Source organism: Bacteroides clarus YIT 12056 (assembly GCF_900129655.1).
GTDB lineage: Bacteria > Bacteroidota > Bacteroidia > Bacteroidales > Bacteroidaceae > Bacteroides > Bacteroides clarus.
The window spans coordinates 107,481-121,362 of record NZ_FQWK01000008.1 but is presented as its reverse complement, the minus strand read 5'-3'; the positions used below and the strand labels follow the sequence as shown (position 1 = coordinate 121,362).

Annotated in this window: 7 protein-coding genes; 2 read left to right on the top strand and 5 right to left on the bottom strand. The window is 47.6% G+C overall.

The annotated features are described in order from the left end of the window. Window positions 1–48: 48 nt before the first annotated feature. A complete protein-coding gene (locus BUB52_RS14380) occupies window positions 49–1,608 on the bottom strand; it encodes a sulfatase family protein (RefSeq protein WP_009120236.1) in 1,560 nt (519 codons plus the stop codon). A 112-nt stretch (window positions 1,609–1,720) separates the two neighbouring features. Then, window positions 1,721–5,791, bottom strand: a complete 4,071-nt coding sequence (locus BUB52_RS14375) for a hybrid sensor histidine kinase/response regulator transcription factor (protein ID WP_009120237.1) — start codon at window positions 5,789–5,791, stop codon at window positions 1,721–1,723. 188 nt (window positions 5,792–5,979) lie between these two features. Between BUB52_RS14375 and BUB52_RS14370 the strand changes: the two genes are divergently transcribed. After that, window positions 5,980–7,062, top strand: coding sequence for a phosphotransferase enzyme family protein (locus BUB52_RS14370; RefSeq protein WP_009120238.1), 1,083 nt, complete (start codon window positions 5,980–5,982; stop codon window positions 7,060–7,062). A 23-nt stretch (window positions 7,063–7,085) separates the two neighbouring features. Then, window positions 7,086–7,787 (top strand): carbohydrate-binding family 9-like protein, encoded by a 702-nt coding sequence (locus BUB52_RS14365; protein WP_373129599.1) that lies wholly within the window; start codon window positions 7,086–7,088, stop codon window positions 7,785–7,787. 310 nt (window positions 7,788–8,097) lie between these two features. Here the strand turns inward: BUB52_RS14365 and lpxA are convergent, their stop codons facing one another. The 3 genes from lpxA to BUB52_RS14350 all read right to left on the bottom strand — a co-directional run bounded on the left by lpxA (window position 8,098) and on the right by BUB52_RS14350 (window position 13,867). Next, window positions 8,098–8,865 (bottom strand): acyl-ACP--UDP-N-acetylglucosamine O-acyltransferase, encoded by a 768-nt coding sequence (gene lpxA / locus BUB52_RS14360; protein ID WP_009120240.1) that lies wholly within the window; start codon window positions 8,863–8,865, stop codon window positions 8,098–8,100. A 99-nt stretch (window positions 8,866–8,964) separates the two neighbouring features. Next, window positions 8,965–10,347, bottom strand: a complete 1,383-nt coding sequence (locus BUB52_RS14355; RefSeq protein ID WP_009120241.1) for a TolC family protein — start codon at window positions 10,345–10,347, stop codon at window positions 8,965–8,967. A 103-nt stretch (window positions 10,348–10,450) separates the two neighbouring features. Further along, window positions 10,451–13,867 (bottom strand): efflux RND transporter permease subunit, encoded by a 3,417-nt coding sequence (locus BUB52_RS14350; protein ID WP_009120242.1) that lies wholly within the window; start codon window positions 13,865–13,867, stop codon window positions 10,451–10,453. Between the last annotated feature and the right edge of the window lie 15 nt (window positions 13,868–13,882).

The following is a 13,882-nucleotide window of genomic DNA, read 5'->3' as shown; positions in this document are numbered from 1 at the left end:
GCAAATAATCTGATTTCGTACATTATCTACGGACAGATTGAATTCCTGTTATTTGCTGTCCTGCTGTTCCTTCGCACCTTTTACTTCATTCAACAAAGCGGACAGTTCTTTCACCTTATCCGGATGAGCTTCGGCTATATTCTCCTTTTCTGAAGGATCGGTAGATAGATTATAGAGCTGAGGCTTAGGACTATTCCCCATTTCCATTTTTGTCCAATATTCCAAAGCGGGTTTATCGCTTGGCTCGATGTACTTCCAATTATTTTGAATGATGGATAGGGTATTATTCAGGTTTTGTTGTACCACATAGTCACATCCGATGGTATCTGTGCCGAGGAAGTTGTTTAGCTGGTCACGGCTGTCGGGAGCTACACCTGCGGGAAGTTCATGATTTAACAGGGCTGCGAATGAGGCATACACATCAATCATGGAGAATAGCGCTTGTTGTTTGCCTGGTTTGATTCCATTCGGCCAGCGGACGATAAACGGAATACGGGTTCCGGCATCGAACGCGCTGTACTTGCCGCCGCGATAATGCTTCATGGGGGTATGTCCGTTCAGGAGCTCAAAGGCTTGGTCTTGATAGCCGTCGTCGATGACAGGGCCATTGTCGCTGCATAATACGAAGATTGTATTGTCGGCAATATTCAGGCTGTCGAGGGTATGCATAATTTCTCCGACAGTCCAATCCAGTTGCAGAATAACGTCACCGCGCGGACCTAAGCCGCTCTTTCCGGCAAAACGCGGATGAGGAACGCGGGGAACGTGCACATCCTGCGTGCCCATATACAGGAAGAACGGTTCGTTTTTATGTGAAACGATGAAATCTTTTGCTTTACCGGTAATGACATCCGCAATATCCTCATCCACCCAAAGAGCGGATTTTCCACCGGTCATCCAGCCAATGCGGGGGATACCGTTGACAATGGTGTTATTATGTCCCTGACTGGGCTTCATCTTTGCCAATTCGGGGTTTTCAAGTCCGGTGGGCCAGTCGCCTACTTTATGGTCATAATTGACGGTGATGGGATCTTTGGGGTCAAGTCCTACAACATGCGCGTTTTCTACAAAAACACAGGGAACCCGGTCTACCGTAGCCGGGATGATGAACTCATAGTTGAAGCCGATATCCTGCGTGTTCGGCTTGATTTCATGGTTGAAATCCGTTCCGCCCTTAGGACCTAATCCCAAGTGCCATTTGCCTACGGCTCCGGTGTAGTAGCCTTCTTCTTTGAACATGTCGGCCATTGTGACACAGGCTGTATCGATAATCAGTTCGGAGTTACCGGGGGCAATACCTGTATTTTCCTGTCTCCAGGGATACATGCCTGTCAGCAGTCCGAAGCGTGAGGGGGTACTTGTGGAAGAGGTGGCATACGCATTGGTAAACTGCATGCCTTGACCGGCAAGGCGGTCGATATTCGGAGTACTAACTTTAGTGGCGCCATAACAGCTAAGGTCGCCGATGCCTAAGTCGTCAGCGATAAGATAGATAACATTAGGCTTTTGGGGTTGGTCGTTCTTCGCCTCCTGTTTGGATGGGCTGCCGCATCCTATCAGAAGGACCGTACTTGGAAGATACGGTAAAAGATTAGATAAATGTTTCATAGCCTTTGGACTTTAAAGTTTGATTCTGTGTCCAAAGATATGCGCTATCTTCCGGTCTGTGTGTATAAAGGAGTACACACGGAAGCATAAAAAGTACAAAAAGATACGCTTCTTACCTTCCGCTTGTTACTTCTTCCTCGTCTTTATCGGATTCTTCCCCCTTACGATAAGCCAGCGGACTGACATGATAGATGTCCTTAAAGCACTTACTGAAGTAGCGTGAGGAACTGAATCCTATCTTATCGGAAATTTCCGTAATGTTCAGCTCGGGATTGTTGCGCAGCATCAGAGCGCCTTTTTTCAAGCGGATAGTCAGTATAAAGTCGTTCGGGGTCTGTCCTGTAATCGCTTTTAGCTTGGTGAACAAATTGGTGCGCGCCATAGCCATTTCCCTGGCAAAGACGTTGACATTAAATTCCGTATCGTCCAGATGCTGCTCGATGATAGCCATGGCACGGTCCAGAATGTCTTTGTCAATCGGATTGGTGGCAAGCATTTGTGCGGCTGTTTGCGGCTGTTTGCTGAACTTTTCCTGCAAGAGGATGCGGGAGTTCACCAGATTGTTGCAACGGGATATCAGTAAGTTCGTGTGGAACGGTTTGGTGATATAATCGTCCGCGCCGATACGCAAGCCCTCGATATTCAACTCGACGGCGGTACGTGCGGTGAGCAATACCACAGGGATGTGACAGGTGTTAAAATCGCTCTTTATGAGCTTGCACAACTCTGTTCCCGACATTTTGGGCATAACCACATCGCTCACCACAATGCAAGGCATCTCACTGCGTACCAGTTGCCAGCCTTCTTCTCCGTTGGCGGCCGTCAATATCTGGTAGAATGGCTTAAAGATATTGGCGAGCATCTCGCGAATGGACTCATTGTCTTCTACAATCAACATTTTGGCATCCGGAATGCGTGTGATGGGCGCATTTTCTTCCAGTTCTGTTTTCAGGAAGGCATCTGTTTCCGGCTTGGGAATTTCAATCTGACGCACACAATCCGGGTTCCGGCTGATTTGTTCTTCCGTAAAGAGCTCATTGCCTAAGCGAAGTGTAACGATGAAACTCGTGCCCTTACCCAGCTCGCTTTCCACACGAATAGTACCATGATGTAATTCCACAATACCTTTGGTCAAGGCCAGTCCTATACCTGTACCGCTCTTGCCGGCATCGGTGGAGTTAATCGGGTCTATCTGATAAAAACGGTCGAATATCTTATCGATTTCCTTGGCATCGATACCGCTTCCCGTATCTTTCACGCGGATTACGACGTTGTTCTCTTCTTTCTTCACGCTGAGCGTAATGGTATCTTCCGCTTCCGTATGCTTGATGGCGTTGGATAAGAGGTTATTGATGACTTTCTGCATCTGCTTTTGGTCGTACCACACTTCCAGTTCATCGGTTCCTTTCTCGAAATTGAAGTTAATTTGCTTTGCGCTGGCATATTCAAGGAACAGTAAATAGTTTTCATACAAGAAATTCACGATATTGTGCGGGCCGACTTTAATTTTCATATGCCCTTGTTCCTGCTTGCGGAAATCGAGTAATTCGGTGATTAGCTCACGTAGCTGGATACTGTTCTTATAGATACCCAATATCTTATTATAGATAGCGGGGGTGAAGTTCTGTAATTGCAGCAAAGTCTCCACTTGAGCCACGATAAGAGTCAGCGGAGTGCGGAACTCATGCGAGATGTTGGTGAAGAAGCGCAATTTGGACTGGTTCAGCGCTTCTACATCCTGAATATGCTTCTGTTCGTATTTCAAAGACTCACGCAGTTTGATTCTCGACTTGTAGGCGCGCACCGAATACCATAAAACCACTCCCGTTATGATAAAATATATAAAGTAGGCGAGCGTTGTTTTATAGTATGGCGGTAATACATGGATGATAAGCGGTACTTGCGGACAAAGGCTTTCATCTTTTCCTTCCGGTTTAATGAGCAGTTTGTAGGTGCCCGCATTCAAGTTGGTGTAAGTAATGGTATGCAGTCCGCGCGTGCTTGTCCATTCATTGGAGAAACCTTCCAGTTTGTAAATAATATCGTCTTTGTTGGCCGGAATGTAATTGGATGTGGCGAACTCTATGCTGAACATGGTCTGGTTTGCATCGAGAGTTATCTCTTCGGTATGGCACAAGGAGCGTTGCAGGATACCGGTTTCGTCTCCTACATGGATTTCCTGCCCGTTGACGATGAGGCGTGAGAGGATAATCTTATAGGGTTTCGGGGTGAAGTTCAGCTCCATTTCATGGAAAGAAATCATACCCTGTACACCACCCAGAAAAATCTCACCGTCACGGGTTACGCAGAGCGCGTTCTCATTGACGGCTGTCAGCGGGAAGCCGTTCTCGGCGCTGTAATTGTTAAAATCTTTATTCCGGTAATCAAAGATGGAAAAACCTTCGTTTGTGATGAGCAGCAATTTACCGCTGGTGGGAGATTCCTGCGTTTCATAGATACAGTCGCTGGCCAGGCCGTTTTTCCCTTTGTCGAAATTCTCGAAGTCATTGGTTTCAGGACGGTATAAATCGAGGCCGCTACCGGAGGTGGAAAACCATAGGTTTCCTTTGCTGTCTTGTGTTATGTTGTTCACGTTATTATTGCTGAGGCTGTTCGGATTGGCGGCATCATGACGGTAGTTCGTCAGTTTGCGGGTATCGAAACGATAGCTGAATACTCCCTCTCCGGTGGCGGCAATCCATAATGTACCTTCCGAGTCGAATACGACATCCGCTACCATTTTAATGGATTTTCCCTCTTTACTGTCTTTAAACAGTTGCCGGCATTGCCCGTTGGCGGGGTTAAAGAGGCATACGCCGTTTTGCGTGGCAATAATCAGAAGGTCTTTGTAGGGGGTGATGTCGCGGATAATATCCGACGGGAGTGATTGCGGGTTGTTCCCTTCCATGCGGTAATGGGTAAAATGTCCTGAACGTATATCCAGTTTGTTAAGACCGCCCAGATGAGTACCTATCCATATAATTTCTTTATCGGCGTCATAATAAAGCGCTTTCACATTATTATGCGAAATGCTGTTGCGCCCTTCCTGAGGGCGGTACCATTTGAATTCGCGCGTGCGGCGGTTGTAATAATTCAGTCCGCCGCCCTCGGTACCTATCCACAGATTACCGTTTTTATCTTCGATGGTACGTCCTACAACCGGATTGCTCAACCCTTTCTTTTCGTTGGAGGAATAAGAGTAGCGGGTGTAGATTTCATATTCCGGATTGAAGTAGTTTACACCGCCGAAGTAAGTTCCCAGCCAGAGCGTACCTTGATTATCCTTTACGATGCACCAGATGGAAGAGTGGGTGAGGCCATCGGTCTGTATGTCATTGGCGGTATGGTTCTGGAATAATCCGGTACTCTTGTTGTAGCGGTTCAGCCCGTTGAAAGTACCTATCCATATATTGCCCAGATTGTCCTCACAACAAGCTCGTACGAAGTTGGAAGAAAGGCTGTGCGGATTCTTGGCGTCGTACCTGAAGTTCTCGATTTTCCCGTCTGTTTTTACATGGAACAATCCTTCCTCCCAGCTGCCAATCCAGAGTTCTCCTTCGCTGTCGCGATAGAAACTGGTGATATTCCCTTTTTTAATGGGGTGTGTCAGTTCTTTTTTATCTATGTCCAAGCGATACACGCCGTTGGTGGTAGTGCCCATCCATAAGTAACCTTTATAGATGTGCATGCAAATGATTTCCAGGTTTTCGCCGGGCAATTGATAGTAAAGGTCGAAATTGCCCGTCTCCTCGTTATAGCGGTAGACTTCATTTTTCTTACCGATGAAAAGGCCGTTATTGTAGTAAATGCTGCTGATATTACCTTGCAGCAAAGTTGTGAATTTCTGGGTGGAAAGGTTGAATTCGGCCACCCCCTCGGTGCAGAGCAGATAGATTCTTTCGTTGTGATTGCCTACAATGCGCGATACCGTATTACAGAAAAGGCTGTTGGGGTCATTCTTCCGTAGCTTGTAGGTTTTTATATCTTCTCCGTTGTAGCGGTTCAACCCTTCGCGCGTACCAATCCATAAAATTCCGTTTTCATCGACATACAGGCTGTTTACAGAGAACTGCGATAGTCCGTCGTCGGTGGTAAGATGATTGAAGGTGATGTTCTGCCCATGTACATTTGCGAAAGCCGCGCTCGCTAAAATGAAGAATAATCTGATGATAAGCTTCTGCACGTTGAGTTGTTTTTAAGGTTTCAGTCACAAATATAAGAATATTTTATACAAAGATTCTCATTTATTATTTGGATTTTGCGGTTATGTCTGCTTAAATGTATATTTTTGGATGTTCATCGAACAATAATAAACTTATTATATGTGGCAAAGAACGTATATTTGTATCATAAATTAATCTATTTATTATCATGAAAGACCTTTTATCTATCGTATCTCATTTTCAATTGCAGGGTACAGTTCAAGAAATCAAGCCTTTAGGGGCTGGCCTTATTAATGACACCTATAAAGTAAGCACGCTCGGAACCGATGCCCCCGATTACGTATTGCAGCGTATCAATCATGCCATTTTCCAAAATGTGGAAATGTTACAGGCCAATATCGATGCCGTAACCACTCATATCCGTAAGAAACTGGAAGAGAAAGGCGAGAAGGACATTGAACGTAAAGTGTTGCGTTTCCTTCCTGCCGATACCGGAAAAACTTATTGGCATGACGGAGAGAATTATTGGCGTGTCATGGCGTTTATTCCCAATGCCAGGACATACGAAACGGTCGATCCCGAATATTCGTATTATGCAGGCGTAGCTTTCGGCAATTTCCAGGCCATGCTTGCCGATATTCCCGATGAGCTGGGCGAGACGATTCCCGATTTCCATAATATGGAATTCCGCCTGAAACAACTTCGCGATGCCGTGGCGGCCGACGCTGCCGGACGTGTAAAGGAAGTACGGTATTTTCTGGATGAGATAGAGCGTCGTGCCGATGAAATGTGCAAGGCGGAACGCCTGCATCGCGAAGGTAAGCTGCCCAAGCGTGTTTGCCATTGCGATACGAAAGTCAATAATATGATGTTTGATGAAAACGGCAATGTCCTTTGCGTCATCGACCTCGATACCGTAATGCCCAGCTTTGTCTTTTCCGACTTTGGCGATTTCCTGCGTTCGGGAGCCAATACAGGACTGGAAGATGATAAAGACCTCGCGAATGTGAACTTCGATATGGAAATATTCAAGGCGTTCACAAAAGGTTATCTGGAGTCGGCCAAATCTTTCCTGCTGCCGATAGAAATAGAGAACCTGCCCTATGCGGCCGCCCTGTTCCCCTATATGCAGTGCGTACGCTTCCTTGCCGATTATATCAACGGCGATACATATTATAAGATTCAATATCCGGAACATAACCTGGTACGCACGAAGGCGCAATTCAAACTGCTTCAAAGCGTAGAGGAACATACTCCGGAAATGCAGAAATTCATAGCTTCATGCATTTAAAGAGGTATATAATGGCGGCGATGATGGGCTGCTGTGTCTTGCCCTTATTCGCGTTAACTCCCAAAAATAAGACGATGAAAGAATTGGATGTCAAGAAAGTGAGTATGGCAAATATACCGGTAGAAGCGGTGCCTGCTCTGTTGGATGAAGAAAAAGTGGCTTTTCAGCCGATTAGTACGGTGAACTGGGCGGCATATCCATATTGCCCGGATGTTAAATTCCGTATTGCCCATACGGACAATGCTATCCTGATTCACTATAAAGTGAAAGAGGCCAGTGTACGCGCGGTAGCGGGCAAAGACAACGGACCGGTTTGGGAAGATGCCTGTGTGGAGTTCTTCTCCATTCCTGCCGGAGACGGAGTATATTACAATATGGAATGTAACTGTGCGGGGCGGCTGCTTATCGGCGCGGGAGCCGGACGCTCCGATCGCCGGCATGCGTCGCAGGAAATTCTTGATAAAGTGCAACGTTGGTCTTCCTTGGGGCGTGAGGATTTTGAGGAACGGGTAGGAGAATGTAGCTGGGAGGTGGCCTTGGTAATACCTTATTCCGCTTTCTTTATGCATAACATTACCTCATTGGACGGTAAGACTATCCGTGCCAATTTCTATAAATGCGGTGATAAGTTGCAAACTCCCCATTTTCTGTCATGGAATCCCATTGATTTGGAAAAGCCGAACTTCCACTGTCCGGAATTTTTCGGAGCGTTACGCTTCGAATAAAGTATAAGGTGGCAATTGCCGCTTTCCCTGTTAAGAACCTGCCGTACCGGGATGGAAAGTCCGTTCCGATGCCATGCAATCTTAAAACAAAGCTTTTATTCTTATAAATTAGACTTTGGTTTATAAGAATAAAGCTTTGGTTTTTATAAATGAAACTTTTATTCTAAGATTGCGTAGCAGCCATAAGTACTTTGCGATATGGGGAAATATACTTTTACCCGGTCGTATCCCAATAAAAAAAGAGTGTAGCGAATTCGCCGGGGAACGGCGTTCGCTACACTCTGTATGTTCTTTCCTTATGTACCGGAGGCTACTTTACAATACCTTTCGAGTCGCGGATAAAGTTGATGATGTTATGTATTTCATCGCTCATCGGAACCTGATCCTCGATTTTCTGCAAAGCGTCCTGTATGCTGAAGTTTCCCTGATATACCAGGCGGTACGCATTTACGATATGGCGCAGGATACGCTCGGTAACCTGATGCTTGTGTTGGAGTACCACCGCATTGATACCGTGATATTCTGCCGGATTACCGTTCATAATAACATAAGGCGGTACGTCTTTCGAGATGCGGCAACCTGCCTGAATCAATACCCAACTGCCGATGTGGCAATTCTGATGCAGGATAACGTTACTGCTCAGGATTGTACAGTCGTCTATGCGGCAGTCGCCTGCCACCGTGCTCTTAATTCCCAGTACGCAGTGATTGCCTATTTGCACGTCGTGGCAGAGGTGAACACCGTCCATTAGATAGTTATTATCGCCAATGCGCGTGCATCCGCTTTCGTGCGTGGCACGACTGATAACCACATTTTCACGAATGTCGTTGTTGTCACCGATAATCAACCGGCTTGCTTCGCCTGTGTAATGAAAATCTTGCGGTTCACTACCCAGTACGGCGCCATGATGTACCTTATTTCCTTTACCTAAGCGAGTACCCTTGAGGATACTTGCATTTGACATAATCACGCAGTCATCACCGATTTCCACATCTCCTTCGATGTAAGCGAAAGGCTGAATGGTTACATTCTTACCGATTTTTGCGGCAGAATCTACAGATGCTAATGGACTAATCATAAGTAATTAGTTATGAGTTATAAGTTATGAGTTATTAGCTATGAGTTATGGGAGATGAGCCGTCAAGAATAACTTATAACCCATAACTCATAACTGATATTATTCTCTCCCACCGCCCAACGCTTGATACAGGCTGATTACAGACTGCATGCGGTCGAAGGTGTCGGCCACTTCCGAAAGCTGCGCGCTGAGGTAGGACTGCTCGGCGGACAGGACTTCCAAATAGGTTGACGTGCCTAAGTTAAACAATTCTTTTGTATCTTCCGCAGCTTTACGGGCAGAATTCACTTGAATTTCGCGTGAAACCGCTTTATCCGAAGTCATCTGATATTGATACAAGGCGTTGCTTACCTCATTTCCGGCTTGGAGCAGTGTGGTTTGGAACTGGATTTTAGCTTGTTCCTCCTGTGCTTTGGCCTGTTTCAGACGGGCGATGTTGGCGCCGCGGTAGAATAAAGGCTGCGTCAGCGAACCGATGGCGGATGCCAGCAGCTTGCCCGGATTGACGATGGCGGAACCGGCACTGTTGGTCCAGCCGGCGGAACCGCTTAAAGTAATCTGCGGATAAAATGCGGCGCGTGCGCTGTTGGTGTCGTAATAGCTTGCGGCCAACGACATTTCGGCGGCCTTCACATCAGGGCGGTTGGACAACAGTTGCAAGGGAATGCCTGTGGAAAATTCAGACGGCAGTTGTTGTTCCTCCAATGCGCCGCGTGCAATGCTTTGCGCCGGTTGGTTCAGCATCAGGCATAGTGCGTTCTCCGTTTCGCGAATGCTTTGGCGTATATCGGGCAGGGAAGCCAGTACTTGCGCATAGGCGGTACGGCTTTGCTCTACGGCCGCGCTGTTTGCCATAGCGGCCTCTTTCATTGCTTCTACGGTCTCGAGGTTACGTTTCAGAATGTCACAAGTCGCTTCGCTGATTTGCAGCTGGCGGTCGAGCATCAGCAATGTATAGTACATGTTGGCTACGTTGGCAATCACCTGCGTCTGTACGGCTTGCTCATAGAACTGCGTCTGTTTCAGGGAAACCTGCGCTTTGCGCTTGGGATTCAATAACTGGCCGAACAGGTCTATCTGCCAGCTTGCCGTAACCGGAAGCGAATAGGTTTGCGTAGCCTTACCTTTATCCCAGCTGCTGACCGTTCCTTGCGGAGAGAGAGACAGCATCGGAGCATAAGCCAAACGTGCGGACATCAATGCAGCCTGAGCCTGTTTTACGGTCAGTGCCGCACTGCGCAAGTCGGGATTGTTGATTAACGCCTGTTCGATAAGCGCCTGCAACCGGGCGTCTGTAAACACTTCCTTCCAGGGTAGATTACCGAAATTGGCGGTATCTGCGGCAAGCGTATCGCCACCGGCGACGGTGTCGCGATACAGACCTTCCACAGTAATATCTTCGGGTCTGTCGTATGATTTGTAGATATGGCAGCTGCTCAATAAAGCAGTTGCGCACATCAGAGTTATTATTTCTTTCTTCATAATCGTTTTTTTTAATGAAGAATGATGAATGAAGAATGAAGAATTACCTTGCAGCGTGCTTGTCGCAACCAAAATTCTTCATTCATCATTCTTCATTCTGCATTTATTTAGTGTATTGTTCAATCTCAGGTTCTGCATCCGAGTTATCCACATCTTCCCATTCCATCGGTTTCACCTTTTCTTGCAGGTATTGGAAGGCAACGAACAGAGCGGGTACGATGAATATCTGCAATATCATACCGATTAACATACCGCCGATGGCCGAAGTTCCCAATGTACGGTTACCGTTGGCGCCTGCGCCGGAAGCAAACATCAGCGGAAGCAAGCCGACAATCATAGCCAGAGATGTCATCAGGATAGGACGCAAACGGGCGGCGGCACCCAGTACGGCAGCCCATGTGATACTCATACCCATCCTGCGGCGGTCGAGGGCAAACTCTACAATCAGAATGGCGTTCTTGGCCAACAGACCCATCAACATGATGAGGGCAATCTGCATGTAGATGTCATTGGACATGGTACCCAGAATCATTTTCAGTGCAGGTATGTTGCCTAAGGAACCTATACCGCTGACAAACAGGAAGCTACCCAGCAAACCGAACGGCACGGAGAGCAGTACGGAGAGCGGAAGGATGTAACTTTCATATTGCGCGCTCAACAACAGGTAGACGAATACGAAGCAGAGTATGAAAATCAAGCCTGTGGTGCTGCCGCTGGTTTCAGCCTCTTCACGCGCCATACCGCCGAGCTCGTAAGCAAAACCTGTCGGCAGATTTTCTTTGGCAACCTCCGCGATGGCAGCCAATGCCTGACCGGATGTGTAACCGCTGGCGGGAGCCACCATCACCTTCATGGATGTGTAAAGGTTGAAACGGCTGATGATATCCGGGCCGTATACCTTCTTGATAGATACAAACTGAGTGATGGGAGCCATCTCGTTGCCGTTGCGCACCTTGATGCTGGAGAGCGATTCCAGGTTCTTGGTTGCGTCCGGTTCGGCTTGAATCATGACACGGTACATCTTACCGAAACTGTTGAAGTTGGAAGCATACAGACCGCCGAAATATCCCTGCATGGTACTGAGGATGTCACTCGGGCTGAGACCTGCTTTCTTACAGGCGGCCGCATCGATATCCAGCATATACTGCGGGAAGTTGGGGTTGAAACTGGTCTTTGCGGAGTTGATTTCCGGACGTGCTTCCAAAGCGGCGGTATAGTTGTTCACCACATCGAAGAAGTGACTGAGGTCACCGCCGGTTTTATCCTGCATGTTCAATTCGATATCGCTGGATGCGGAGTAACCCGGAATCATAGGCGGAGCAAAGAACAAAACCTGCGCTTCCTTGATGATTTTTTGCGCACGCATGAAAAGCGTGGCGTAAACCACCGTTGAATTCTGCATCGTGGAACGTTCTTCCCAGTTCTTCAGCTTGATAATGAGCGAACCGTAAGAAGGTCCCTGGCCGCCGATGAAACTGAAACCGGAAATTACCGTACGCGACTGTACGGCAGGGTCGGCCGCCACAAGGCTGTCTACACGGTCTAATATTTCCATGGCACGTTCTTGCGAAGTACCCGGAGGAAGCGTCACTACACCCATGATGGTACCGGTGTCTTCATTGGGCACCATACCTGTGGGCGTGATGTTCATAAAGACTATCAACAGTACAATGGAACCTGCGACGATGCCGCCGGACAGCCATTTCTTCTGGATGAAGCGAAGTACCTGTTTCTTATATTTACCCAGAATGGAGTCGTAAGATGCATTGAAAGAGTGTTTGAACTTGTCTGTCGTCATACCGGCCAGTGCCAATACGCTGATTACAATCATAACCAGGCAAAGTACGGGATGATTCTCGAAGCTGAACAAGCCGAAAATCATACCTAAAATGGCAATTGCGGTAAAGAGCAGTGTCAGACCGGGACGCATCATTTTACCGATGGAATCGGCATAGCGGGCCACCATGATTTTACGGGCCTCTTTCGTGGCAACGCCTATCCGCTCTTTTATGCCGGTATCACTGTTATGCGGTTTCAGGAAGATGGCGCACAAAGCCGGACTCAACGTCAAGGCGTTCAGTGCGGAGAAACCGATGGCGATGGCCATTGTCAGACCGAATTGGCGATAGAACGTACCTGCGGTACCGCCCATGAAGCTTACCGGCACGAACACAGACATCATCACTAACGTAATGGAGATGATGGCGCCGCCCAATTCACTCATGGCGTCGATAGATGCCGTCCTTGCCGATTTATATCCCTGGTCGAGCTTGGCATGGACACCCTCGACGACGACTATGGCATCGTCCACCACAATCGCGATGGCAAGCACCATGGCCGAGAGGGTCAGCAGGTTGATACTGAATCCGATCAGTTTCAGCACGAAGAACGTCGCGATCAACGCTACCGGAATGGCGATGGCGGGAATCAACGTAGAACGCATATCCTGCAAGAAGATATATACTACGATGAACACAAGGATAAACGCCTCGATTAAGGTCTTGATAACTTCGTGGATAGAAGCGAACAAGAAGTCATTGGCGCTTTGCGCGATATTGATTTTCAAACCGGAAGGCAACGTTTCGGAAGCCTCGTCAAGTACTTTTTCCAAGTCACTGATGGTCTGTGTGGCATTGGTTCCGGCCATCTGGTATACGATACAAGATACAGCCTTGTGGCCGTTTACCTTATTGTTGAAGTTGTATGACAGACGTCCGAGTTCGATGTCGGCGATGTCTTTCATACGAAGTACTTCACCGTTTTCAAGGGCTTTGATAACGATGTTCTCAAATTCCTCCGGTTGTTGGAGACGGCCTTTATAACGGATTGTGTATTGGAAGCTCTGGTTTCCGCGTTCACCGAACTGACCGGGAGCGGCTTCAATGTTTTGCTCGGCCAATGCACCGGCTATGTCATTAGGTATCAGCTTGTACTGTGCCATTACATCCGGTTTCAGCCAGATACGCATGGAGTAGTCCTGACCGAGCACCGTAGCGTCACCTACACCGTTTACGCGTTTTACTTCCGGAATAAGGTTGATGTTGGCGTAGTTTTCAAGGAATTCGATGTCGTACTGGTCTTTCTCATCGTAGATGGAGAATACCATCAACATTGAGGTCTGTCGCTTTTGCGTGGTTACACCGACTTTGGTTACTTCGGCCGGCAGCAGACCCTGAGCCATAGAGACACGGTTCTGTACGTTAACGGCTGCCATATCCGGGTCGGTACCCTGCTTGAAATAAATGGAAATATCGGCGGAACCGTTATTGGAAGCATTGGAGGTCATGTACATCATGTTCTCCACACCGTTGATTTGGTCTTCCAACGGCGCAATGACAGAATTCAACACCGTTTGGGCGTTGGCACCGGTATAGGTAGCGCGTACCGATACCGTTGGAGGTGCAATGTCCGGATATTGGGTGATAGGCAGTGTCGCCAAACCGATAACTCCCAGGATTACTATCAGGATAGAGATTACCGTAGATAGCACCGGACGATTAATAAATCTATCTAATTTCATGTTATTTAGTGATTA

What these genes read in the sequence shown, in the direction of transcription:
- BUB52_RS14380 (WP_009120236.1), bottom strand. Translation starts at nt 1,608, where the DNA reads ATGAAACATTTATCTAATCTTTTACCGTATCTTCCAAGTACGGTCCTT.
- BUB52_RS14370 (WP_009120238.1), top strand. Translation starts at nt 5,980, where the DNA reads ATGAAAGACCTTTTATCTATCGTATCTCATTTTCAATTGCAGGGTACA.
- BUB52_RS14365 (WP_373129599.1), top strand. Translation starts at nt 7,086, where the DNA reads ATGGGCTGCTGTGTCTTGCCCTTATTCGCGTTAACTCCCAAAAATAAG.
- lpxA (WP_009120240.1), bottom strand. Translation starts at nt 8,865, where the DNA reads ATGATTAGTCCATTAGCATCTGTAGATTCTGCCGCAAAAATCGGTAAG.
- BUB52_RS14355 (WP_009120241.1), bottom strand. Translation starts at nt 10,347, where the DNA reads ATGAAGAAAGAAATAATAACTCTGATGTGCGCAACTGCTTTATTGAGC.
- BUB52_RS14350 (WP_009120242.1), bottom strand. Translation starts at nt 13,867, where the DNA reads ATGAAATTAGATAGATTTATTAATCGTCCGGTGCTATCTACGGTAATC.